Raw genomic sequence first — 24,081 nt, 5'->3', positions numbered from 1 at the left:
GGCCGGGAGCGAGCGGTTCGTCGATCGTCAGTCCGCCGAAGCGACGATATCGGCGAAGCGCTTTTGCGCCTCTTCCACGGTCATATCAGGCTTGGCGAAGAACTCGGAGAAAAGGTCCTCCTTCTGCTTTTGGGTGTCCTGTGACAGCAGCTGGTCCGTCCAGGGCATGACGCTGCCCTTGGCCAGGATGTCGAGCCCTTTCTTCATGCAGTCGTTCGCCGCCTTGAGGTCGATATCGCCGCGCACCGGCAGCGAACCCTTCTTGAGGTTGAAGGCGACCTGCGTCTTGGGATCGAGCAGCGCTTCGGCCAGCGCTTCCTGCGCCTTGGACTTTTCAGCGTCCTGCAGCAGCGGGAAGTAGAAGGCGTCGCCACCGGTGGCGATGACCTCGTTCAGGCCAAGGCCGGGAAGGCACGTATAGTCCTTGCCGGCGGTCTGGCCGGCAACCTGGAACTCGCCCTGCGCCCAGTCGCCCATGATCTGGCCGCCGGCCTTGCCGGAGATGACGAGATTGGTGGCCTGGTTCCAGTCCTGCACATTGGTGTTCTTCGCCATCTTGCGGGCATCGTCCGCGGCCTTGAATACCTTGGCGACCTCGGGTCCCGCGGCGAATTCCGCGTCCTTGTCGCGATAGACCTTCAAGAATGTGTCCGTGCCGCCGACCGCCGTGAGCAGCACGTCAAAGGCGCCCGAGGATTGCCAGGGCTGCCCGCCGACCGCCAGCGGTATGATGCCCGCCTTCTCCAGCGCAGGGGCGGCTGCAACATATTCACTCCAATTCTTCGGCACCGGCACACCGGCCTTTTCGAAGGCCGCATTCGACAGCCACAGCCACTGCCAGGAGTGAATGTTGACCGGCACGCAATAGATCTTGCCGTCGAGGGTACAGCCGTCGAGCAGGCTCTTCGGCTGTACGATTTCCGCCCACTTGTCCCTGGTGGCGAGATCGGTCAAGTCGCGCATCAGACCGGCCTGCACCAGTTCTTCCGCTTGCCGGCCGTGGTTGAACTGGGTGGCGCCCATGGGGTCGCCGCCAGTGATGCGGCTGATCATGATCGGCCGCGCCGTGCCGCCGGAGCCGGCGATAGCGCCGTCGACCCAATGATTACCTGTCGCGTCGAACGCCTTGGCGAATTCGGCGACCGCCGCCGCCTCGCCGCCCGAAGTCCACCAATGGGTGACTTCCAGATCCGTCGCTGCCGCCGGGCCGGCGAAAGGCAGCGCGGTTGTCACTGCCAACGCAGCGGTCATGAATTGGTATCGCATTTCGGCTCCTCCCAGAATCTGAAACGTTACAGATTTTCGATACGGCAATTGCGTGAGGTGCGCAACCCCGGAATGGAGCGGCGGCTCGAAATTTTTTCGAGGCGCGAACAATTCCGCCCGTGCAGGTACCTTCCATTGCACGCAGCAAGGCAGGTTGCATTGCAAAAAGATGCTGTATGCACGAAATCCGGCAAAATCCTGTTCGCGGACAACCCCTTCCAATGTCTCAACGACTTTGCGTCGAAGGGAGCCGCGCTCGTATCAGGGTACCTTGCCTACCGCCTTCGTGCGATGGCAAGTGACAATCTGTAACGTTTCAGTGTATACGGTGTTCATAGGCGGAGAGTCGCGGGCAAGCTGCAATCCGCCAATTGCCGGCCTGCACGACAACTGCTATGCGCCTGACGGGCGGGATGAATGGACAGACATCAGACGGAAAAGGACGACGAGGCGTCGGGACAGGGCCGGCCGACGCTGAAGACGCTTGCCTTCATGACCGGGCTGGGCGTCACCACCGTGTCGCGGGCGCTGAAGGACGCGCCCGAGATCGGCGCCGAAACAAGACGGCGCGTCCAGCTCGTCGCGAAGCAGATCGGTTACCGCCCCAACCGTGCCGGTGTGCGCCTGCGGACCGGCAAGACCAACGTCATCAGCCTCGTGCTCAATACCGAGCGCGAGATCATGAGCTTTGTCTCGGACATCATCTACGGCGTCTCGGAAGTCATCGCCGACACACCCTATCACCTGATCGTCACGCCCTACTCACGCTCTCAGGATCCCCTGGACCCGATACGTTATCTGGTGGAAACCGGCTCCGCCGACGGCGTCATCATTTCGCGGACTCAGCCGAATGACCCCAGGGCCCGTTACATGCTGGAGCGTGGCATCCCCTTTGCCACGCATGGCCGCACCGATATGGGGCTGATCCATCCCTATCATGATTTCGATAATTACGCGTTCGCGACCGAGGCTGTACGCCATCTGGCCGGCATCGGCCGCCGCAGGCTGGCTCTGCTGGCGCCGCCAGTCGAACTGACCTACCACAGTCATACGCTGAACGGCTTCACCGATGCGCTGAGCGAGGTCGGCGCCAGCGAAATCCCGTTCAACACCGTCTCGATCGACCATTCGATCGAGCAGATCAGAATGAGGACCGCACAGCTGATGCGCCGCGACGCCAGGCCCGACGGTTTCGTCAGCAGTGCCGCCGCCGCTACACTCGCCATCGTCGCCGGCATCGAGGACGCCGGACTCAAGCTCGGCCGGGACGTCGACGTGGTGTCCAAGCAGTCGTCCGACCTGCTCCACCTGTTCCGTAGGGAATTGCTGGTGGTCAACGAGAACTTCCGGCTGGCCGGCGCCGAGCTCGCCCGCTCAGTGTTGGGCTGGATCGGCGGCGCAGCACCTGGCTCCTTGCAGAGCCTGAGCATGCCAACCGAGGTTCTGGCCTATCGCCGCGACTAGCCTGCCGCTCCGCTTCCCCACGGGCCATGGAATGCGCCCTGCCCGTCGATACGCTCGAAGCCGTGCGCGCCAAAGAAATCGCGTTGCGCCTGGATCAGGTTCGAGGTGCCGCGGCCCTGGCGGTAGCTGTCGAAATAGGCCAGCGCGGACGACAGCGCCGGCACCGGCGAACCAGCTTCCGACGCCTTTGCCACGATCCGCCGGAGCGATGGATGCGCCTCCTGCATCATCGCGATGAAAGCCGGTGCCATCAGCAGATTGGTGGCCGCCCCGCCGGTGCCGAAGGCTTCCGCCATCGTGTCCAGCAATTGCGAGCGGATGATGCAGCCGGCCCGCCAGATCCTGGCGATTGTCGCCATCGGCAGGTTCCAGTTGAATTCCTTCGACGCGCCGCTCATCACCGCGAAACCTTGCGCATAGGCTGATATCTTGCCGGCGAACAGCGCCAGCTCGAGATCGTTGAGAAGTGCGCCCTTGTCTCCGGAAATCCTGGTCACGCCGCCATTGCCATAGGCCTTTTCGGCGGCCAGGCGCTCGTCCTTGATCGATGACAGCACGCGCGCCGCCACCGCGGCTTCTATCGCGGTGGCCGGAATGCCGAGCTGCTGCGCCTCGATGACCGACCATTTGCCGGTGCCCTTCTGGCCGGCGCGGTCGAGGATGATGTCGACCACCGGCTTGCCTGTCTTCTGATCGTCGGCGGCGAGCACCTTGGCGGCGATCTCGATCAGATAGGAGTTGAGCCGGCCCTTGTTCCAGCCGGCAAACACCTGTGCGATCTCCTTCGGCCCCATGCTCAAGCCGTCGCGCAGGATGCCGTAGATCTCGGCGATCATCTGCATGTCGGCATATTCGATGCCATTGTGGATGGTCTTGACGAAATGCCCGGCGCCATCGGTGCCGAGCCATGCCGCGCAGGGCTCATCCCTGAACTTGGCCGAAATGGCGGTCAGCACCTTTTCGACGCGTTTCCAGGACTCTTCCGTGCCACCGACCATGATCGACGGTCCATGGCGTGACCTTCTTCGCCGCCGGACACACCCATGCCGATGAAGGTGAGACCCGAATCGGAAAGCTCGGAGAAGCGTCGCATTGTGTCGCGGAAATTGGCGTTGCCGGCATCGACAACGATGTCGTTGGCCGAAAGCACGCCGCGCAGCGCCGCGATCTGCTCATCGACCGGCTTGCCGGCCAGCACCATGATGATGATCGGACGCGGCGGCCGGATCGCGGCGGCGAGTTCCTCCAGGCTGTAGCAGGGCACGACCATGTTCTTCAGCGCCCCGGCATTCTCGACAAAGGCGTCGGTGCGTGCGGCGGTGCGGTTGAAGACGGCTATGCGGTGCCCCTTCTCGGCGATATTGAGCGCCAGGTTGGAGCCCATCGTGCCAAGGCCGATCAGGCCGATTTCGGCTTTTTCCATAGTTTCTTCCCTGTTTCGGATCTTTTGTTGAGGCGGCGATTTGTGGCGACGCCCATTCTTCTCGGGATGCCATTCTTATCGAGATACCCATCTTGCCGAAATGAATGACGGGCCTTCAGAGCTGCGTCAACCGCCTCGCTGAATTGTGTTCCATGACCGTCAGCTTGTCCTTACGGCCTGATGTCGATCGGCGCCTCGATCTTCACGATTTTGAAATCCGAGATGAGGATGTCGAGCCGCGCCGTCCATCGCCCGGGGACCGGGATGACGAGATCGCCGACGCGCCAGGTACCGTCGCCGCGCATTGTCGCCGCGCGCTTGATCGGCTCGATGCCGGAGTCAGGTTTTGACAGCACCAGCGTCACTTGGCTTGCGTCGAGCGGGCCGAAATCGCCGGTCATGATGACCATCGAGGCGGCAACCGGCCCAACATGGCCGGGCGTGATGCTGAGGTCGGCCATCGCCTTCCGCGTGTGGATATGCACCGATGCCGGCTGCGCTGCTGCGATCGCCAGGGCGCGTGGCGGCGGGGTGAAGCGCCAGCCGGCGGCAATGCCGAAGATCGCCAGAATGATCAGCATTTCAATGCCAATCGAGCGGACCAGCCTCCTCTGTACTTCCGTCTCTCCCGCTTCGGCCGGACCGGTCAGCTTCCAGCGGTTGGTCGCGGCCAGCGTGAACAGAAAGAACAGCAGCACCAGCTTGATCAGCAGCAGCCGGCCATAGGCGGTCTCGAGCAAAGCTGCGGGCGCCTGCACCTGGATGACAGCCAGCACGATGCCGGTGGCGGCAAGCACGGCCACGACGGGCAGTATCACCTGGGAAAACCGGCGCAGGAAAGGCGCGGCCTCGACCGGCTTCCGCCTCATGGCGAGACCGAGCGGCGCCAGGGCCCCGGCCCAGAAGGCAATGCCGGCACCGTGCAGAAACACCATCGGCCTTGTCAGCCATTGCGGTTCGGCGGCACTTGCATGCCCGCTGGCGGCGAGGGCGGCACCGACAGCGGCCAAGCCGGCAAGGGCAAACGGTTTTGCACCGCCGCGCGGCCCGACAAGCGACAGCAGCCCAAGCCCGAGCGCCACCAGCGCGACCAGGACCGTCCAGCCGAAGCTGGTGCCGAGCCCTGCCTGCCAGACGCCCGGCTGCGCCAGCCGGACGAGCGGTGCGCCGAGCGCGTCCAGTCCCTGCAAGCCGAGCGAGAAGGGGGCCGCGACAAGGCCGCACAGGATTGCGGTGATGACGAAGCGCCGGCCGGCACGCCCGCCTTGCGCCAGCCAAGCCAGTGCAAAGGCGCCGCCGACACCGAGAAAGAGGCCGACATAGAGAAAGACCTTGCCGACCCAGATCGCCGACCTCAGACCCTTATCGACAGCTTCGGAGACGGTCGGCGCAGCGCTCGGCGCGCCGATGGAAAACAGCGCCGAGCCGCCGACCGGATGGCCATCGGCGGAAGTCACCCGCCAGCTCAGCACATGGGTGCCGGACCCGAGCCTTTGCGGATTGTCGATCTCGACCGTCTGGCCACTGACCCGAAAGGACGTCAGTGGAACCGGCGTCCCGTCAGGCCGCACCAAGGTCAGAACCAGCGGCGATACCGGTTCGCTGAAGGTCAGCGAGAAGTGCGCCGGGCTCTGCGCCAGCACGGCGCCGTCGGTCGGCTCGGTTGTGATCAGCGACGCGTGGGCGAAGGCCTTACTTGGTCCAGCAATGGCGGCAAGCAGCACGATCGCAGCCAGCAGGCCGACGGCAAATCGGCCGACGCGCTTGCCGGCCGCGCCGACCGTCCGTTGTAAGGGTGCAGCGCTCATGTCACCGCCATAAAGACAGCGGCGCGCTCTTCCCGAAAGAGCGCGCCGCGTAAGGATCAATTCTTCGGCAGCAGCTTGAGGCCAGGCGCCGGATATTCCAGCGCCTCCTCATCCTGGCCGGCCGCGGGAATCTCGATCCAGCGTTCGGCAACGCCATCGCATTCCTGCACCACCGGGAAATAGAGCGTTTGGCCGGCCGGCAGATCCGCCGCCAGTGTCCCGCGGAAGACGAATTCGTCGTAGAATTCGTCCGGCAGGCTGCCGCCGCTCCAATCGACTTCCCTAGCGCCTGATGTCACCGCCTCACCATGTAGCTGGTAGGATTTCTCGTATCTGCCTTTCTTGACCTGCAGCGTCCAGCCCGGCTTCGGCATCGGCTTCACCGAAATCACCCCCTCCGGGATCTGCACGCGCATGGCAGTCGTCGCCTTGCCCTCACAGCCATGCGGCACGCGCAGGACAGCCTTGTAGGTCGAACCGACCGCCGCCTCCTGCGTTTCGAGCGTGACGTGGGCAAAGGCCGAGCTTGTCCCCAAGACGAAAAACGCGCCGGCGGACAAAAGATAACTGTTCATGATGGTCCCTCAAATTTCGAATTGTGCGGATCTGGCCGGGTCAGTTGGCGTGATTGTCCATACCGCCCGTTTCGCCGATGCCTTCCACGGCGAAGTCGACAGTGACGGTGCCGGCCTTCTCGAAGATCAGCGTTGCTGGAAACGTCTCGCCTTGCTTCGGTTGCCGTTTCAGCCCGATAAACATCAAATGATAGCCGCCGGGCGCCAGCGCGACCTTGCCGCCGGCCGGGATTTCAAGGCCACCGCTGACCGGCCGCATGGTCATGACGCCGTCCTTGACACCCATCTCATGCAGTTCGGCCTTGGCCGAAATTTCAGAGGAGATCGACAGCAGCCGGTCCGGCGAACTGCCGGTGTTGGTGACGGTAAAATAGCCGCCGGCCACTTTGGCGCCGGGCGGCGTGGCACGCGACCAGGGATGCACGATCTCGAGGTCGCCGACCTTGAACTCATGCGCGAAAACGGCCTGGGCGCTGACGAACAGGAGGGCAAGGAGGAATACGGTGATGCCGAGTCGCTCCTCGAAGTGGCGCAAAAACGAGCTGTTGCGGCCGAACCGCGCGCGGAAAGCGTGAGACATGATAGCTCCAAGAACTGACAAATCGCGCCGTCGGCCGGTCGCGAACAGTTTCGATGTTGAATGAATGCGCCCGCGAAAGGTTTCCGCAAGGCGAACTGGAACGGATCAGGCCGTCGCCGGCGGGGCGCGCGGATTCGACGGAGAGCGGTCGCGGGCAAAGTCGAGATGCCTGAACGCCGGCAGCACGAAAGCGACGGTTTCGACGGGAAAATCGCCGGGCACCATGGCGGCAGCGGGTGGCGGCGCATAGGCAGACGAGGCCACACCGCAGCCAAGCATGCAGCAAGCCGGCATGTGCTGGTGTGAATCGCCGCCTGGAAGCTCGGCCGCGCCCTCCTGGGTGCAGATGACATTGCCGAAAGCGTCGAGTTGCGAAGCATTTGGGCTCAAGCCGAAGGCGAACGCGCCAAGCGCCGACTGGAGCACGAGCAAATAGGCCGCGGCGAACGCGGCCGGGATGCTCCATCGACTCCGCCGGATATTCAAAGACCTGCCTCCTCACGCAGCAACGGCCATATATCTAGCATGCGGCCGGCGGGCGGAAAATCGCCAAATCACTGCTGCGGCAACGCGCGCTTTAGGCCCGTTGCGGGTGCTGGCCTTCCGGAATCGAGGTCAGCAGCGTATTGCGCGCCGACTTCAGATGCTTGCGGCAGGCGGCGTCGATCTTGCCGAGATCGCGCGATTTGAGTGCCGCGATATAGGCCAGGTGTTCCGCGACGGCCACTTCGTTGCGCTCGCGCTCCTGCGCCTTGTTCCACTGGTAGTGGTAGTGGAAAATCATCGCGATGACGTCGTAGAAATCGACGATGAAGCGATTGTGCGACGCGCGGTGGATCAGCCGGTGAAAGCGCTCGTCGAGCTCCGAAAATTCGTTGAAGCGCGTGGCGATCTCGCGCGCCAGCAGGCGATGCTCGTCTTCCAGGAGTTCGAGGTCGGCCCAGACCGGACTTGCTTCCGGCAGGGCGGCAAAGGCGGCGGCCGAGCGCAATTCGAACATCTCGCGGATTTCGGTCAATTCCAGCGCGAATGCGCGGGTAAAACCTTTCAGCACCCAATGGCTGTTGCGGCGCTTCTCGATCAGCCCGAAGCGGGAAAAGCGGATCAGGAACTCGCGCACGCTGGTGGTGCCGACGCCGATCTCGCGCGCCAGCTCGAGCTCGTTGATCTGCATGCCGGGCTCGGCACCGCCGGCAAGCAACCGCCGCATGAAGGAGCGCTCGATGATCTGCGACAGCGTGTCGGTCTCTTCCTCGGGGAAAAAGTCGTCCGCCCGCGGCACGCGCAAAACCGTCTTGCAGCGCTTGTTCCAGGCGATCAGCCCCGTCTCTTCCATGCGCGCGAGGATGGTGCGGATCGTCGTGCGGCTGACGCCGAGCAGCGCACCCAATTCGGGCTCCGACGGCAGGCTCTTCGTTTCGTCGAGCAGCCGCAGACCGCGATTGTAGGCGTCTTTGTAGACGTTGTTGCTCTTAGACATCCCTGCCCCGTTGCGCGCCGGCGCCTGCAGCGGCCAGTTTGAAGCGGCCAGTTTGAAGCGCGATATGATAAAAGTTCCTAGCGCACGCCCTCAAAAAAGTGGAATCACCTTCCAGCATCAGGGTCCTCTGCCCTTCCGGATTTACGCGCGACGCTTTCGCGAAAAAACAATTGACGCAAAACTGTTTTTTCACGATAAAAGACATTATCCTTTAACAGGCGCGTGTCAATCCGCTCGCACATCCCAGGAACACCCAGGAAACCGCCCGTGAACGCCGCAAACAGCATTCTTCTGTCTCCCGCCGACAATGTCGCGGTTGCCAATGGCCGCATCGAGATCGGCGCGGTGCTGCCGGGCGGCGCCGTTGCCAAAGCGTTGATCGAACCCGGCCACAAGGTTGCGATCAAGCCGATCGCCGCCGGCGAGGCCGTGGTCAAATACGCCCAGGCGATCGGTCGCGCCACCCAGGACATCGCGCCCGGCGAGCATGTTCATTCGCATAATCTGGTCTTCGAGTCCGGGCGTTTGCCGGTGGTGCCGCCGAGCGAAGCCGTGCACGCGACCGAGTCCGACCGCAGCCGCACCTTCATGGGCTACCGTCGCGCCGACGGCCGTGCCGGCACGCGCAACTTCATCGGCATTCTCGCCAGCGTCAATTGCTCGGCCACCGTTTGCCACGCCATCGCCGACGAGGCGAACCGCACGCTTCTGCCCAGATACCCCGGCATCGACGGCTTCGTTCCGATCGTCCACGGCCAGGGCTGCGGCATGAGCGCCACCGGCGACGGCATGATGGTGCTGCACCGCACGCTTGCCGGTTATGCCCGCCATCCGAATTTCGGCGGCGTGCTGATGGTCGGGCTTGGCTGCGAGGTCAACCAGCTCACCCTCTATGGCCAGAAGGGCGTCGCCGCGGGAAAACGTCATTTCAACATCCAGGAAGCCGGCGGCTCGCGCAAATCGGTCGAGAAGGCAATGGTCGTGCTGGGAGAGATCGCCGAAGAGGTCGGCAAGCTTGAGCGTGAGCCGATCCCGGTCAGCGAGATCGTCGTCGGCCTGCAATGCGGCGGCTCGGACGGCATGTCCGGCATCACCGCCAATCCGGCATTGGGCGCCGCCGTTGACATCCTGGCGGGCGTCGGCGGCATCGGCATTCTCTCCGAGACCACCGAAATCTACGGCGCCGAGCATCTGCTCGCCTATCGCGCGGCGACGCCGGAGATCGCCGCCAAGCTCGACGGCTATGTGAAATGGTGGGAAGACCATGTCGCCAAGCATGGCGCCTCCATTGACAACAATCCTTCGCCCGGCAACAAGCGCGGCGGCCTGACCACCATCCTGGAAAAGTCGCTTGGCGCGGTCGCCAAGGGCGGCCAGACACCGCTCAACGGCGTCTTCGGTTATGCCGAAAAGGTCAGCGGCCACGGGCTGGTGTTCATGGACACGCCCGGCTACGACCCGGTTTCCGCCACCGGCCAGGTGGCAGGCGGCGCCAATGTCATCGTCTTCACCACCGGCCGCGGTTCCTGCTTCGGCTGCCGGCCGACGCCGTCGATCAAGGTCGCCAGCAACTCGACCATGTACCACACCATGGAAGAGGACATGGACGTGAATTGCGGCGTCATCGCCTCGGGCGAAAAGACCATTGCCGGCATGGGCCGCGAGATCTTCGAACTGATCGTCGAGACGGCTTCCGGCCGCAAGACCAAGAGCGAGGACTTCGGCTACGGCGATAACGAGTTCGTGCCGTGGCACCTCGGCGCGACCCTCTAGAGCAGCCACTAACTGACTTAGACATGGACGGGCCAGGCAAATGGCCGGCGGGAGGCTTTGCATGAAGAAACGCCGTGTCGGCAGCACCGCGCTGGAAATAACCGAGGTCAGCTTCGGCGGCGCGGCGATCGGCGGCCTCTACCGAGCTTGCCCTCGCGAGGCGGCGATGCAGACGCTGCAGGTCGCCTGGGATACCGGTTTGCGCTATTTCGATACGGCGCCCTTCTACGGGTTCGGCCTCTCGGAACGCCGCTTCGGCGATTTCTTGCGCGACAAGCCGCGGGACTCCTACGTGCTGTCGACCAAGGTTGGGCGCCTGTTCCGGCCGGTGCCGGAAGGCCAGATCCCGGATCATTCCTATGTCGATCCGCTGCCCTTTGCGCTCGACTACGACTATTCCTACGACGGCATCATGCGCTCGGTCGAGTTCAGCTATGCACGGCTTGGCCTCAATCGGATCGACATCCTGTTCGTCCACGACATCGGCGTCTACACGCATGGCGTCGAGAAAACGAAGCTGCATTTCCGCCAGCTGATGGATGGCGGGCTGAAGGCGCTGGAGGAGCTGAAGTCGTCCAGGGCAATTTCCGCCTACGGCCTTGGCGTCAACGAGGTGCAGATCTGTCTCGATGTGCTGCGCCAGGCGCCGCTCGACTGCATCCTGCTCGCCAGCCGCTATTCGCTGCTCGACCGTACCGCCGAAGCCGAATTGCTGCCGTTTTGCCGGCAACGGCAGACCTCGCTGATCATCGGTGGCGTCTTCAATTCCGGCATCTTGGCGACCGGCCCGGTGCCGGGTGCGCATTTCGACTACCTGCCGGCCACCCAGAACATTCTCGACCGCGTCGGCGCCATGGAAAAAATCGCCACCGAGGGCGACTATCCGCTTGCCGCTGCGGCATTCCAGTTCCCATTGCATGAGCCTGTGGTAGCCTCCGTGCTGACGGGCACCGCCAAGCCGACCAACCTGACGCGAAATCTCCAACTGCTCGACATCCAGGTGCCCGAAACCGAATTCGCCAAATATGATCCTTATACGGTCGTACAGAAACTCGGCTGATGCGCTGCGACCTTCGCCTTCGTCGGTTAAACGGCGGACGGTGCGATTAGGAGGCTTAACAATCGTATACCCAAAAAGAATGAATATTCCATGTTGACTGGTTGATGGAATTAATATTCCATACCTTTCGGAGAGGATCTGTAGGGGTTGGCAATAAGGATCGGCAAAGGGGCTCCCTTCCGGTCTAGCCATCCGGAGACCGATACGAAACACCGCTTGCGTCGACCCAACCTATGCACTATCAAAATGCGGTAAATGTTTTTTATTGATAAAGTTCCGTTTGGGCAGCGCCTATCCAAACCGAGCTTCAGCAACGTTCACCGGGCGACATAGGGAGGAAGCCTAATGAAATTCGTGACCAGTATTCTCAACCGCCGCGCCTTCGTGGCGCTCGCCGCCGCCTCGATGCTTGGCGGCGTGATGCATTCGGCGCCGGCTTCGGCGGCGGACGTAACCATTCCGATCATCGTCAAGGACACCACCTCTTTCTACTGGCAGATCGTCCTGGCCGGCGCCCGCAAGGCAGGCAAGGACCTCGGGGTCAATGTGCCGGAACTCGGCGCCCAGGCGGAGACCGACGTCAACGGCCAGATCTCGATCCTTGAAAACGCGGTCGCCGGCACCCCGGCTGCCGTCGTCATCGCACCGACCGAAGCCAAGGCGCTCGGCAAGCCGATCGATGAGGCAGCCACCAAGGTCAAGATCATCGGCATCGACTCCGGCGCCGATTCCAAGGCCTTCACCTCGTTCCTGACCACAGACAACATCCAGGGCGGCCGCGTCGCCGCTGACGGGCTGGCGGCCGCGATCGGCGAAGCCAATGGCGGCAAAATCGAGGGCGACGTCGCCCTGATCACCGCGCTTCCGGGCGCTGGCTCGCTCGAACAGCGCGCCCAGGGCTTCAAGGAACAGCTTGCCGCCAAATATCCCGGCCTCAAGCTCATTGCCGACAAATACGCCGACGGCCAGGCCACCACCGGCCTCAACATCGCGACCGACCTGATCACCGCCAACCCGAACCTCAAGGGCATCTTCGCCTCCAACCTGATCATGGCGCAGGGCGTCGGTCAGGCGATCGCCGAGAACAGCCTTGCCGGCAAGGTCGGGCTGATCGGCTTCGACAGCGACGAGAAGCTGGTCAAGTTCCTTAACGATGGCGTCATTTCCGGTCTCGTCGTCCAGGATCCGTACCGGATGGGCTATGACGGCATCAAGACGGCGCTCGCGGCCTCGAAAGGCGAAAAGGTCAAGGCCAATGTCGACACCGGCGCCAACCTCGTCACCAAGGCCAATATGAAGGATCCGAAGATCGACGCGCTGCTCAATCCGAAGCTCGACTGAGCACCGGCATTGGCGCACCGTTTCCGGGGCCTCGTTGCCCCGGAAACGCCCTGAAAGTGCTTCGAAAGCAGCCGGCCTCAATACCCTTGACGATGGACTCGGCCAGCATCGCTACGTGCCAATCGTGAGGCCAATCTGGGAGGATTGTCATGACGTCGACGGCGCAGGAACTGCATCCGGCCCCAACGCTGGAACCGGGCAGGACGATCCTCGAACTCAAGGGCTTGGAGAAGCGATATCCCGGCACGCACGCGCTGAAGCCGGTTAACCTCGCCTTCAAGGCCAGCGAAATTCACGCCATTGTCGGCGAAAACGGTGCCGGCAAATCCACCCTGATCAAGCTGCTGACCGGGGTCATGCCGCGCACCTCCGGCGACGTCATCTGGGAGGGCAAGCCGGCAGCGCTGGCGACGCCGCATGAGGCGATGGCGCTCGGCATCAATGCCGTGCATCAGGAGGTCGTTCTGTGCCGCCATCTCACTGTCGCGGCCAACATGTTCCTCGGCGAGGAGGATTCCCGCTTCGGCATCCTGCAGCAACGCGCCATGGTCAAGGAAGCGCAGAAGATCATCGACGATCTCGGCTTCGATCTGCCGGCGCATGTCGTGCTGGGTGACCTGACCATAGGCCAGCAGCAGCTGATCGCCGCCGCTCGAGCCACCGTGCGCGGCACCAAATTCCTCATCTTCGACGAACCGACAGCCTACCTCACGCGCAAGGAGGCCGCCCAGCTCTTCACGCTGATCCGCCGGCTGAAGGGCGAAGGCGTCACCATCATCTACATCAGCCACCGCATGGAAGAGGTGTTCGAGCTCGCCGACCGCGTCTCGGTGCTGCGCGACGGCACGCTTGTCGGCACCAGGAACATCGCCGAGACCAACGACGCCGAGCTGGTCAAAATGATGATCAACCGCTCGATCGAGCAAGTCTATCACAAGGAGCATTTTACCCCGGGCGCGACGCTCCTCGAAGCCAGAAATCTCTCCGGCAACGGCTTCGAAAATGTCTCGATGACGGTCCGTGCCGGCGAAATCGTCGGGCTCTACGGCCTGATCGGCGCCGGGCGCAGCGAGTTCGTCACCACGCTCTACGGCCGTCATCGCAAGTCGGCCGGCCAGATCCTCTGGGAGGGCAAGGAGGTTCAGGTCAACTCCGAGCATGACGCTATCAGGCTCGGCATGGCGCTGGCGCCGGAAAGCCGCCGCGACCAGGGCCTCTGCCTCAACCTGCCGGTCGGCCTCAATCTCAATCTGCCGATCTACAAGCGCATCTCCAGCAATCTGCTGATCTCCGGCGCACAGGAGAAGACCGAGGCGGACCGCCAGATCGCCAATCTCAGGATCAAGACGCCGACGCGCAACGCGCTCGCCTCCAGCCTGTCCGGCGGCAACCAGCAGAAAATCGTCATCGGCAAGTGGCTGGCTCACGGCGCCAAGCTGTTCATCTTCGACGAGCCGACAGTTGGCGTCGATGTCGGCACCAAGGCAGAGATCTACCGCCTGTTCAGTGCGCTTTTGTCCAATGGCGCCGGCATCATTCTCATCTCGTCCTATCTGCCCGAGGTCTATGAACTGGCCGACACACTGCATGTGTTCCGGCGCGGCAAACTGGTGGCCACTCATGGTTTCCGCACTGCCGACCATGAGGAGATCCTCACCCAAGCGCTGGCCGAGAAACAAGAAAAACCGGGAGGACAGATATGAGCACCGAGGCGATCCCGGCCGAAAGGCCGAAACGCAACTACAACGCCCTGTTCGGGCTGACGCTGCTGGCGCTGCTAGTGCTGTTGTGGGTGATCCTGTCGGTGGCGACGCCGAGCTTCGCCTCCGCCAACAACATCTCGAACCTGTTGCGGCAAGGTTCGATGATCGCGATCCTGGCGGTCGGCCAGACCTTTGTCATCATCACCGGAGGCATCGACCTTTCCGTCGGCGCCGTCGTTGGCTTTGCAACCGTCATCGCTGCGATGCTGATCAATGCCGGCGTGCCGATCTTCCTCGCCGTCCTGCTCACCTTGCTGGTCGGTGTCGCCATCGGCCTGTTTCACGGCTTCGGCATCGTCAAGATGGGCCTGCCGCCCTTCATCATCACGCTGGCGACGCTGACATCTTTGCGCGGCATCGGCCTTTTGATGACCAACGGCAACTCGATTTCGATCAACAACGATGCCTTCCAGCTTTTCTCGCGCAGTTCCTTCCTCGGCATCCCCAACCTGTTCTGGATGGTGATCCTCGTCGGTATCCCGGCCTATGTCTTCCTGCATCACAGCCGTTGGGGCCGCTATCTGTTCTCGGTCGGCTCCAATGCCGAGGCATCGCGTCTGTCCGGTGTCAACGTCCAGCGCACCATCTACATGGCCTATACGCTGTCTGGCCTGTGCGCGGCTTTCGTTGGCGTGCTGCTCGCGTCGCGCATCGGCATCGGCAATCCGACGCAGGCCGAGGGCTGGGAATTGCAGGCGATCGCCTCGTCGGTGATCGGCGGCACCTCGCTGTTCGGCGCCGTCGGCTCGGTGCACGGACCGCTGCTCGGCGCCTTCATCCTCGCCACCATCAACAACGGCGCCAATCTCTTGAACGTCAATGCCTTCTGGCAGCGCATCATTACCGGCGTGCTGATTATCGTCATCGTCTATTTCGACGGCCTGCGCCGCCGCGGCAAGTAGTCCATATTAACGACCGCCGGCCCGGCGCTAGCGGGCCGGCGGTTTCATGAACAGACTGGATTGAAGTATGAAAGCCGTCGTCTGCCGCTCGCCCGGTGAGCTTGTTCTGGAAGACCGCCCGGCGCCAGGCACTCCGCCCTCTGGCTGGGCGCTGGTCGCGGTCAGTCATGTCGGCATCTGCGGCACCGACTATCATATCTTCGAGGGCAAGCATCCGTTCCTCGCCTATCCTCGCATCATGGGCCACGAGGTTTCCGGCACTGTGATCGAGGCCGGCGAAGGCGTCGATCTCGCCGGCGCCGAACCGGTGATCATCAATCCCTATCTCGCTTGCGGCAAATGCATCGGCTGCCGGCAAGGCAAGCCGAATTGCTGCGTGAAGATCGAGGTGCTCGGCGTCCACCGCGACGGCGCCATGTGCGAACGGATCCTGGTGCCGGCGCAAAATCTTTATCCGGCAAACGGCCTGTCGCTGGCGGATGCCGCCGCCGTCGAATTCCTGGCGATCGGGGCGCATGCCGTGCGGCGCTCGCTGGCTGACCGAGGCGCGCGCACGCTGGTCATCGGCGCCGGGCCGATCGGGCTCGGCACGGCGCTGTTTGCCCGCATCGCCGGTCTCGACGTGACGCTGCTCGACACGAGTGCCGAGAGGCTGGATTTCGCCGCAAGCGAACTCGGCTTTGCCACCCTCGACGGTTCGAAGGGATCGGCAATCGATCTGGTGCGGGAGGCGACCGGCGGCGAAGGCTTCGACGTGGTTTTCGATGCCACCGGCAACACCCAGTCCGTCCACTCGGCGTTCGCCCAAGTCGCGCATGGCGGGACGCTGGTCCTGGTCAGCGTCGTCAAGGACGATATCGTCTTTTCCGATCCCGAATTCCACAAGCGCGAGATGACGCTGATCGGAAGCCGCAACGCGTTGCGCGCCGACTTCGACCATGTCGCCACTTCGATCCGCGATGGTGCTGTGCCGCTGGCAAAGCTCGTCACCCATCGCACGACGCTTGGTGACACGCCGCGCGACCTTGCCCGCTGGGCGCATGAGAAATCCGGCCTGATCAAGGCGGTCATTCAGGTCGGATGAGACCGGGATAGACGCGCACCTACCTACCGCGCCGATAATTTGAGCTCGACGCGCTCAGCCGGAAAGCGCGTTTCGGCGAACTGGATCGGCTGGCCGTCCGGCGTGACGTTGACGGCGACCGTGACCAGCACGATGGCGCCGGACTGCAGATCGAGATCGGCGAGATCGGCGGCATCTGCGTGGCGCGCCGACAGCACTGTCGATTGCCTGAGATAGTCACTGATGCCGAAACGCTGGAGCGAGGCGGTCACCGATCCAGTTTCCGCGATAGCGGTCTCGATGCCTGCGAAGCGTTTCGCGTCGAACCAGCCGGTGGCGCGCGAGACCGACTGTCCGTCGGCTTCGCCGCGTGTTTCGAGGCGGATGACGCTGGAACCCTTGGCGAGACCCAAGCCTTCTGCGACACGCCGGCTGGCCGGCTCGACCGCCGATTCTAGCAGCACGCTGCGGCGCTCCGTCGCCTGCCCTTGCAAGCCCTCCGAAAAACGGGTGCGGGCGCCGATCGGATAGGACAGGCGCTTGCGCGAAAGCACGAAAGTGCCGCGCCCCTGTTCGGCCCTGAGCACGCCATCCTGCACCAGTGCTGCGATGGCGCTGCGCACCGTATGGCGGTTGACGCCATAGCGCTCGGCCAGTGCGACTTCCGGTGGCAGCGCAGCATTCTCGGCAAAGTCGCCGACGGCGATCGAATGGAGGATCTGGTCGGCTATCTGCCGCCACAGCGAGATGCCGGTGCGCCGCTCTAAGCTGCTGGCCATCTGCTGACCGATCATCTCTTGCCCCAATCTTTTCGCCCTGTCATCGATCCGTCATGGACACGCTTTAGAGAATAGGTACAATTTGTATAATTGTCCACATCATTATACAAATTCGGAACGAGAAGGAATGGCTGCCATGCGAGGACAGGAAGCGCGCGATCAGGCTGAGCGCAAGGCCGCCATGGCGACCCTAGCGCAATCGACCGGTGACGATATCGTCCGCCTCTGGAACCAAGCCGGCCTGCCTTCGGAAGCGGAACTCCTGCGCGGTCCCGAAACCGGCCTGGTCACCGTGCGTGGCCGCATCGGCGGCGGCGGCGCGCCGTTCAATGTCGGCGAAGCGACGGTCACCCGCGCGACGGTGCGGCTTGCCTCAGGAGAAATCGGCCATTGCTACGCGCTCGGCCGTGACAAGCAGAAGGCAAGGCTGGCGGCGATAGCCGACGCGCTCTGGCAGGATCCCACCCGCCGTAACGAAGTCGAGACCAAACTCATTGCGCCGTTGCAGGCCGCACTGGCCAGCGCACGTGAACGGCGGCGCGCCGAGACGGCGGCAACGAAGGTCGATTTCTTCACCATGGTACGCGGAGAAGACTGATGGACATCGCAACGCAAGCGATCGAGGGCGGCTTTGCCGATCCGGTATTCGACGCCCAGACGGTATTCCGCGCCGTGATGGACGCGATGGCGCGGCCGGGCACCCTGCAGCCCCTCCCGGTCTTTGCCCGCCCGCCGGCGCCGCTGTCGGCCACCGCGGGTGCTATCGCGCTGGCGCTGTGCGACAACGACACGCCGCTCTGGTTCGACCTCGTTTTGCAGGCCCCAGCAGCGGTGAAATCCTGGCTCGGCTTCCACACCGGCGCGCCACTGGCCAACACGCCAGCCGATGCGCATTTCGCGCTGATCGCCACGCCGGCCGAGATGATGGCGCTCGACGGCTTTTCACAAGGCACCCAGGACTATCCCGACCGCTCCACGACGCTGATCCTGCAGGTGAGCGATCTCGTTTCAGGCGCCCCTCTGCTGCTCGAAGGTCCCGGCATCGAAAAGACTGCAACCATCGCGCCGGCGCAGATGCCGCGCCACTTCGTCGAACAATGGAAGCAGAACAACCAGCGCTTTCCGCGTGGCGTCGACATCATCCTTGCCACCCCCGACGGCGTTGCCTGCCTGCCGCGCACGACGCGCATCAAGACGATGGAGGCGTAATATGTATGTCGCGGTAAAAGGCGGCGAAGCGGCCATTGCCAACGCCCACTCCCTGCTCGCCGACCGCCGACGCGGCGACCGTTCCGTGCCGGCGCTTCGCCTAGACCAGATCGTCGAGCAGCTGGCGCTCGGCGTCGACCGAGTGATGAGCGAAGGTTCGCTTTACGACCGGGAATTGGCGGCACTAGCCATCGTTCAGGCGCGTGGCGACATGATCGAGGCGATCTTCCTGGTCCGCGCCTATCGCACGACGCTGCCACGCTTTGGCTACACCAACGCGATCGACACCGGCGCGATGCTGGTCGAGCGGCGCGTTTCGGCGACCTACAAGGACCTACCCGGCGGCCAGCTGCTCGGCCCGACCTTCGACTACACTCACCGGCTGCTCGATCCCGAACTCGCCGCGGGCGGCGATGTCGCCGAGCCGCCGCAGCGTGCCAGCCAGGCGGAAGCCATGCCGCGCGTCTCCGCGATCCTCGCCCGCGAGGGCCTGATCGAGCCTGATGGCGACATGCCGCAGGACCATATCCCCGGCGATATCACCCGCGAGCCGCTGGAATTTCCGATGGCGCGCGACATCCGCCTGCAGGCGCTGTCACGCGGCGACGAGGGTTTTCTGCTGGCGCTCGGCTATTCCACCCAGCGCGGCTATGCCCGCAACCATCCCTTCGTCGGCGAGGTTCGCATCGGTGAGGTCGAGCTGGAACTCGACGTGCCGGAGCTGCCATTCCCAGTACCGCTCGGCTCCGTACGTGTCACCGAGTGCCAGATGGTCAACCAGTTCAAGGGCTCGGCCAAGGCGCCGCCGCAATTCACCCGCGGCTACGGCCTCGTCTTCGGCCAGAGCGAGCGCAAGGCGATGGCCATGGCGCTGTGCGACCGCGCTCTTCGTGCAACCGAATTCGGCGAAGATGTCGTCGCCGCAGCCCAGGACGAGGAGTTCGTCATCTCGCATTCCGACAATGTCCAGGCGACCGGCTTCGTCGAGCATCTGAAGCTGCCGCACTATGTCGACTTCCAGGCCGAGCTCGACCTGGTGCGTCGCATGCGCGCCGAGCACGATGCCCGAGAAAACGCCGGCAAGGCCGAGGAGAAGAGACAGGCTGCGGAATGACTTCAGTTAGCTCCACCACCATGATCTCGTGGGAATGGCCGCTACACCCCTCCGGATCCGCCGTAGCCGCTACTGCCGCCAACGGTTTCGCCATTCGCGCCTTCGTTCGGCGCAGGAAGAACCATTCTTCGAAGGACAAAGGCAACCATGCCGACGAACACCAGCAACAGGATTCCGATGTGCATCCATCCGGTTGGAGTCATCTGAGCCTGGCCCTTCTTCCGTGTCTTGGAAGTCAATTCGGTAGCACAAACTGGAAGCGATCGCCATGACCGACATCGCCACCTACAACTTCGCCTATCTCGACGAGCAGACCAAGCGGATGATCCGCCGCGCGATCCTCAAGGGCATAGCCATTCCCGGCTATCAGGTGCCGTTCGCCTCGCGCGAAATGCCGATGCCCTATGGGTGGGGCACCGGCGGCGTCCAGGTCACGGCTTCGATCATCGGTCCCGGCGATGTGCTGAAGGTCATCGACCAGGGCGCCGACGACACCACCAACGCCGTCTCGATCCGCGCTTTTTTCAAGAAGGTCGCCAATGTCGCCGTCACCACCGAGACGGCGAAGGCGACCATCATACAGACTCGCCACCGCATTCCCGAACATCCACTGAGCGCGGGCCAGGTGCTGGTCTATCAGGTGCCGATCCCCGAACCGTTGCGCTTCCTCGAACCGCGCGAAACGGAAACGCGCAAAATGCATGCGCTGGAGGAATACGGCCTCATGCTTGTGAAGCTCTACGAGGACATCGCCAGGCACGGCCGCATTGCCACTACCTATGCCTACCCGGTCAAGGTCGAGGGTCGCTATGTGATGGATCCCTCGCCGACGCCGAAGTTCGACAATCCGAAGATGCATCGTTCGCCGGCCCTGCAACTATTCGGTGCCGGCCGCGAAAAGCGCATCTATGCGCTGCCGCCCTTCACCGATGTGGTCAGCCTCGATTTCGAGGATCATCCGTTCGAGGTGCAGACCTTCGACCAGCCCTGCGCGCTGTGTGCGGCCGAGAACGTCTATCTCGACGAGGTCATCCTCGACGACCATGGCGGCCACATGTTCGTCTGCTCCGATACCGACCATTGCGAGGAACGGCGCGAAGGAGGCCATCGCGGCCATCTTGCGCCTGAAACCCCTCTTGCCCTGGAAAAAACGGAGCCGGCGCAATGACCGACGAACCACTGCTGCGCGTTTCCGCGCTGTCCAAATTCTACGGCTCGCGTGTCGGCTGCGAAAACGTCACCTTTGACCTGTGGCCGGGCGAGGTACTGGCGGTGGTCGGCGAATCCGGTTCCGGCAAGACGACGCTGCTCAACTGTCTCTCGACCAGATTGCTGCCGAGTTCCGGCACCGCCAGCTACCGCATGCGCGACGGTCAGTTCCGCGAGCTCTACCGCATGAGCGAGGCCGAGCGCCGCTTCCTGATGCGCACCGACTGGGGCTTCGTCCACCAGAACCCGGCCGACGGGCTGCGCATGACGGTGTCGGCCGGCGCCAATGTCGGCGAGCGGCTGATGGCGGTGGGCGACCGCCACTATGGAAAAATCCGCGCTTGCGCCGTCGACTGGCTGTCACGCGTCGAGATCGACGAGGACCGCATCGACGACGAACCGCGCGCTTTTTCCGGTGGCATGCGCCAGCGCTTGCAGATCGCCCGCAATCTCGTCACCGGGCCGCGGCTGGTGTTCATGGACGAGCCGACCGGCGGCCTCGACGTTTCCGTGCAGGCGCGCCTGCTCGACCTGTTGCGCGGCCTGGTCACCGATCTCGGCCTGGCCGCCATCGTCGTCACCCACGACCTCGCGGTGGCACGTCTGCTGTCGCAACGCATGATGGTGATGAAGGACGGCCGCGTCGTCGAAAGCGGCCTCACCGACCGCGTGCTCGACGATCCGCGCGCGCCCTACACGCAGCTCCTTGTTTCTTCCATTCTGCAGGTGTGATCATGGCAACCCCGCTCGTCGTCTCCGATGTCGCCAAGAGCTTCACCATGCATCTGCGCGACGGCATCAAACTGCCTGTCGTCACCGGCGTGTCGTTCTCGATCAGGGCCGGCGAGTGCGCCGTGCTCGGCGGCCCTTCCGGCGCCGGCAAGAGCTCGATCCTGAAGATGCTCTACGGCAACTATGCGGTCGACGAAGGCCAGATCATCGTCCAGCACGAGGACGGGCTCATCGATCTCGCGACGGCGAGCCCGCGCACCGTGCTTGCCGTGCGCCGGCTCACGATCGGCTATGTCAGCCAGTTCCTGCGCACAGTGCCGCGCGTCTCCGCCCTCGATGTCGTCGCCGAACCGCTGGTCGAGCGCGGCGAGGACCGTGAAGTTGCGCGCGGCAAGGCGCGCGCCTTGCTGGGCCAGCTCAACCTGCCGGAAAAACTCTGGGCACTGCCGCCGGCGACCTTTTCCGGCGGCGAACAGCAGCGCGTCAACATCGCGCGCGGCTTCATCACCGAGCACCCGATCCTGCTGCTCGACGAGCCGACCGCTTCGCTCGATGCCAGGAACCGCGATGTCGTGATTGAGCTGATCGCGGCCAAGAAGGCGGCCGGCGTCGCCCTGCTGGGCATCTTCCATGACCACGACGTGCGCGAGGCGGTAGCCGACCGCGTCATCGACGTGACCGCTTTTGCCGCCGGGAAAATCGCCGCATGACCAGGAAACTGTCGGAAACGCCGCTTGTCCACGAGACGGCGGAAGTCGAGAACTCGACGCTCGGCCGCTGGACCGCGATCGCCGATCGCTGCCGAGTTTCCGAGAGCACAATCGGCGACTATTCCTACATGATGCAGGACTGCGGCGTCTGGTGCGCGACGATCGGCAAGTTCGCCAACATCGCCGCCAATGTGCGCATCAACGCCACCAACCACCCGACGTGGCGGCCGACGCTGCACCATTTCACCTATCGCGCCTCGGATTATTGGGACGACGCTGAGCACGAGAGCGAATTCTTCGCCCAGCGCCGCGCCAGACGCGTCACCATCGGCCACGACACCTGGCTTGGCCACGGCTCGACCGTCCTGCCCGGCGTCACCGTGGGCGACGGTGCGGCGGTCGGCGCCGGCGCGGTGGTGTCGAAGGACGTTGCGCCCTACACCATCGTCGGCGGCGTGCCGGCGAAACCAATCCGCGAACGCTTCGACCGCCACACGGCGGAACGTTATCAGGCACTCGCCTGGTGGGATTGGGACCATGCCCGCCTGCGCGCCGCGCTCGACGATTTCCGCGCGCTTTCGGCGGAAGCGTTTCTGGAAAAATACGGCAGCTGAAGGGGGTGAATGGTGACGGTGGCAGCCAGCAGAGGCTGGTGAAGCCCTGTCTATCCTCTATTCTCTATTCTCTATTCTCTATTCTCTATTCTCTATTCTCTATTCTCTATTCTCTATTCTCTATTCACTATTCACCATTCACCATTCACCATTCACCATTCACCATTCATCATTCATGGCTCGCCGCCAAGCCTGTGGGCGGTAACAAAACTGACATCAATCCGACACCGCAGGTTCATGGCGTTGCGCTAGCGATGGTTAACAGACCTTCGAAACGCGACTGGACTGGAACTTGCCTATGTCAGCAACCTCAGCCACGCTCGAAATCCGCGGCGTCACCCGCCGGTTTGGCAAGAACACCGCCGTCAGCAATGTCGACATCTCGATCCCGCACGGCCAGATGGTCGGCATTATCGGCCGCTCGGGCGCCGGCAAGTCGACGCTTTTGCGCATGATCAACCGCCTCATCGATCCCAGCCAAGGGTCGATTTTCTTTGACGGCGCCGAAGTTTCCAGCCTGCGCGGTTCGCTGCTCAGGCGCTGGCAGCGCGATTGCGCCATGATCTTTCAGCAATTCAACCTTGTGCCGCGTCTCGATGTACTGACCAATGTGCTGCTCGGCCGGCTCAATCACCGCTCGACCGTTGTCAATCTGCTCGGTGTCTTCTCCCGCGAGGAACGGGCCGAGGCGATCGCGGCGCTCGAACGTCTCGACATTGCCCGCACGGCGCTGCAGCCGGCCGGCACCTTGTCCGGCGGCCAGCAGCAGCGCGTCGCGATCGCCCGCGCCATGATGCAGCAGCCGAAAGTCATCCTCGCCGACGAGCCGATCGCCTCGCTCGACCCGCTCAACGCGAAGGTGGTGATGGATTCGCTGCAGGACATCAATCTGCGCGAGGGCCTCACTGTCGTCACCAATCTGCACACGCTGGATACCGCGCGCACCTATTGCAACCGCATCATCGGCATGGCCGCCGGCAAGGTCGTGTTCGACGGCCCACCCGAAGATCTCAACCGTGAGGCGGTGCGCATGGTCTACGGTGCCGACAGCAATGGCGGTGAAATCTCCGAGGCTATCACCTCGACCAGCGTCACCATCAAGCAAAAAATCGCCGCATCCGCAGGACCGCTCGAGCCCGCATTTCCTGGCTACTAGTTCCATGATCCCGACAAGTGGATACCGGTATCCAGAAGAGATCATGGACAAACAAAAGAG

23 protein-coding genes and 1 pseudogene are annotated in these 24,081 nt (G+C 63.4%); 15 read left to right on the top strand and 9 right to left on the bottom strand.

Annotated elements, in window-relative coordinates; translation table 11 throughout:
* Positions 1–27: 27 nt before the first annotated feature.
* A complete protein-coding gene (locus tag EOA78_RS27420) occupies positions 28–1,266 on the bottom strand; it encodes an ABC transporter substrate-binding protein (RefSeq protein WP_127317964.1) in 1,239 nt (412 codons plus the stop codon).
* A 417-nt stretch (positions 1,267–1,683) separates the two neighbouring features.
* Here EOA78_RS27420 and EOA78_RS27415 point away from each other — a divergent pair, with 417 nt between their 5' ends.
* Positions 1,684–2,730, top strand: coding sequence for a LacI family transcriptional regulator (locus EOA78_RS27415; RefSeq protein ID WP_127317962.1), 1,047 nt, complete (start codon positions 1,684–1,686; stop codon positions 2,728–2,730).
* Here EOA78_RS27415 and gndA read toward each other — a convergent pair.
* From gndA to EOA78_RS36570, 7 genes and pseudogenes are all read right to left on the bottom strand, one after another.
* Positions 2,727–4,153 (bottom strand): annotated as a pseudogene (gene gndA, locus EOA78_RS27410) (NADP-dependent phosphogluconate dehydrogenase). The gene EOA78_RS27415 and the pseudogene gndA sit on opposite strands and share 4 nt — an antisense overlap.
* Positions 4,154–4,323: 170 nt before the next feature.
* Positions 4,324–5,961 carry a copper resistance CopC/CopD family protein gene (locus tag EOA78_RS27405; protein WP_127317960.1) on the bottom strand — a complete coding sequence of 546 codons (1,638 nt, stop codon included), beginning with the start codon at positions 5,959–5,961 and terminating at the stop codon, positions 4,324–4,326.
* Between the two features lie 56 nt (positions 5,962–6,017).
* Positions 6,018–6,536, bottom strand: coding sequence for a YcnI family protein (locus EOA78_RS27400; protein WP_127317958.1), 519 nt, complete (start codon positions 6,534–6,536; stop codon positions 6,018–6,020).
* A 40-nt stretch (positions 6,537–6,576) separates the two neighbouring features.
* Entirely contained in the window at positions 6,577–7,116 is a 540-nt protein-coding gene (locus EOA78_RS27395) for a copper chaperone PCu(A)C (RefSeq protein ID WP_127317956.1), read from the bottom strand.
* A gap of 105 nt (positions 7,117–7,221) precedes the next feature.
* Positions 7,222–7,575: a DUF2946 family protein gene (locus EOA78_RS27390; RefSeq protein ID WP_127317968.1), complete on the bottom strand. Its 354-nt coding sequence runs from the start codon at positions 7,573–7,575 to the stop codon at positions 7,222–7,224.
* A 118-nt stretch (positions 7,576–7,693) separates the two neighbouring features.
* Positions 7,694–8,596, bottom strand: coding sequence for a GntR family transcriptional regulator (locus EOA78_RS27385; RefSeq protein WP_127317954.1), 903 nt, complete (start codon positions 8,594–8,596; stop codon positions 7,694–7,696).
* A gap of 104 nt (positions 8,597–8,700) precedes the next feature.
* Positions 8,701–8,883 carry a hypothetical protein gene (locus tag EOA78_RS36570; RefSeq protein ID WP_127317952.1) on the bottom strand — a complete coding sequence of 61 codons (183 nt, stop codon included), beginning with the start codon at positions 8,881–8,883 and terminating at the stop codon, positions 8,701–8,703.
* Here EOA78_RS36570 and EOA78_RS27375 point away from each other — a divergent pair.
* From EOA78_RS27375 to EOA78_RS27350, 6 genes are all read left to right on the top strand, one after another.
* Positions 8,864–10,369, top strand: a complete 1,506-nt coding sequence (locus EOA78_RS27375; protein ID WP_127317950.1) for an altronate dehydratase family protein — start codon at positions 8,864–8,866, stop codon at positions 10,367–10,369. The two genes, EOA78_RS36570 and EOA78_RS27375, sit on opposite strands and share 20 nt — an antisense overlap.
* Before the next feature lie 61 nt (positions 10,370–10,430).
* Positions 10,431–11,429: an aldo/keto reductase gene (locus EOA78_RS27370; RefSeq protein ID WP_127317948.1), complete on the top strand. Its 999-nt coding sequence runs from the start codon at positions 10,431–10,433 to the stop codon at positions 11,427–11,429.
* Between the two features lie 345 nt (positions 11,430–11,774).
* Positions 11,775–12,770, top strand: coding sequence for an ABC transporter substrate-binding protein (locus EOA78_RS27365; protein WP_127317946.1), 996 nt, complete (start codon positions 11,775–11,777; stop codon positions 12,768–12,770).
* Between the two features lie 149 nt (positions 12,771–12,919).
* Positions 12,920–14,473, top strand: a complete 1,554-nt coding sequence (locus EOA78_RS27360) for a sugar ABC transporter ATP-binding protein (RefSeq protein ID WP_127317944.1) — start codon at positions 12,920–12,922, stop codon at positions 14,471–14,473.
* Positions 14,470–15,435, top strand: coding sequence for an ABC transporter permease (locus EOA78_RS27355; protein ID WP_127317942.1), 966 nt, complete (start codon positions 14,470–14,472; stop codon positions 15,433–15,435). The genes EOA78_RS27360 and EOA78_RS27355 overlap by 4 nt, the downstream gene beginning before the upstream one ends.
* Before the next feature lie 67 nt (positions 15,436–15,502).
* Positions 15,503–16,519, top strand: coding sequence for a zinc-binding alcohol dehydrogenase family protein (locus EOA78_RS27350; protein ID WP_127317940.1), 1,017 nt, complete (start codon positions 15,503–15,505; stop codon positions 16,517–16,519).
* Positions 16,520–16,542: 23 nt separating this feature from the next.
* On the opposite strand, the gene phnF is transcribed toward EOA78_RS27350, so the two are convergent.
* A complete protein-coding gene (phnF, locus tag EOA78_RS27345) occupies positions 16,543–17,292 on the bottom strand; it encodes a phosphonate metabolism transcriptional regulator PhnF (RefSeq protein WP_127317938.1) in 750 nt (249 codons plus the stop codon).
* A 121-nt stretch (positions 17,293–17,413) separates the two neighbouring features.
* On the opposite strand from phnF, the gene phnG reads away from it, so the two are divergent.
* From phnG to phnC, 8 genes are all read left to right on the top strand, one after another.
* Positions 17,414–17,875, top strand: coding sequence for a phosphonate C-P lyase system protein PhnG (gene phnG / locus EOA78_RS27340; protein WP_127317966.1), 462 nt, complete (start codon positions 17,414–17,416; stop codon positions 17,873–17,875).
* Positions 17,875–18,486, top strand: coding sequence for a phosphonate C-P lyase system protein PhnH (gene phnH, locus EOA78_RS27335; protein ID WP_127317936.1), 612 nt, complete (start codon positions 17,875–17,877; stop codon positions 18,484–18,486). The genes phnG and phnH overlap by 1 nt, the downstream gene beginning before the upstream one ends.
* Position 18,487: 1 nt before the next feature.
* Positions 18,488–19,600: a carbon-phosphorus lyase complex subunit PhnI gene (locus tag EOA78_RS27330; RefSeq protein ID WP_127317934.1), complete on the top strand. Its 1,113-nt coding sequence runs from the start codon at positions 18,488–18,490 to the stop codon at positions 19,598–19,600.
* A gap of 268 nt (positions 19,601–19,868) precedes the next feature.
* Positions 19,869–20,768 carry an alpha-D-ribose 1-methylphosphonate 5-phosphate C-P-lyase PhnJ gene (locus EOA78_RS27325; protein WP_127317932.1) on the top strand — a complete coding sequence of 300 codons (900 nt, stop codon included), beginning with the start codon at positions 19,869–19,871 and terminating at the stop codon, positions 20,766–20,768.
* Positions 20,765–21,541, top strand: a complete 777-nt coding sequence (gene phnK, locus EOA78_RS27320) for a phosphonate C-P lyase system protein PhnK (RefSeq protein ID WP_127317930.1) — start codon at positions 20,765–20,767, stop codon at positions 21,539–21,541. Before EOA78_RS27325 ends, phnK begins: the two co-directional genes overlap by 4 nt.
* 2 nt (positions 21,542–21,543) lie before the next feature.
* Positions 21,544–22,251, top strand: coding sequence for a phosphonate C-P lyase system protein PhnL (gene phnL / locus EOA78_RS27315; RefSeq protein ID WP_127317928.1), 708 nt, complete (start codon positions 21,544–21,546; stop codon positions 22,249–22,251).
* On the top strand, positions 22,248–22,865 hold the full coding sequence (locus EOA78_RS27310) for a DapH/DapD/GlmU-related protein (RefSeq protein WP_127317926.1): 618 nt from the start codon (positions 22,248–22,250) through the stop codon (positions 22,863–22,865). Before phnL ends, EOA78_RS27310 begins: the two co-directional genes overlap by 4 nt.
* A 298-nt stretch (positions 22,866–23,163) precedes the next feature.
* Positions 23,164–24,021, top strand: a complete 858-nt coding sequence (gene phnC, locus EOA78_RS27305; protein ID WP_127317924.1) for a phosphonate ABC transporter ATP-binding protein — start codon at positions 23,164–23,166, stop codon at positions 24,019–24,021.
* The last annotated feature ends 60 nt before the right edge of the window (positions 24,022–24,081 follow it).

Origin of the sequence: Mesorhizobium sp. M5C.F.Cr.IN.023.01.1.1, from assembly GCF_003997585.1 — a bacterium.
GTDB classification, from domain to species: Bacteria; Pseudomonadota; Alphaproteobacteria; order Rhizobiales; family Rhizobiaceae; genus Mesorhizobium; species Mesorhizobium wenxiniae.
Note: the sequence above shows the minus strand (reverse complement) of the source record. Positions and strands in the feature narration are given on the sequence as shown.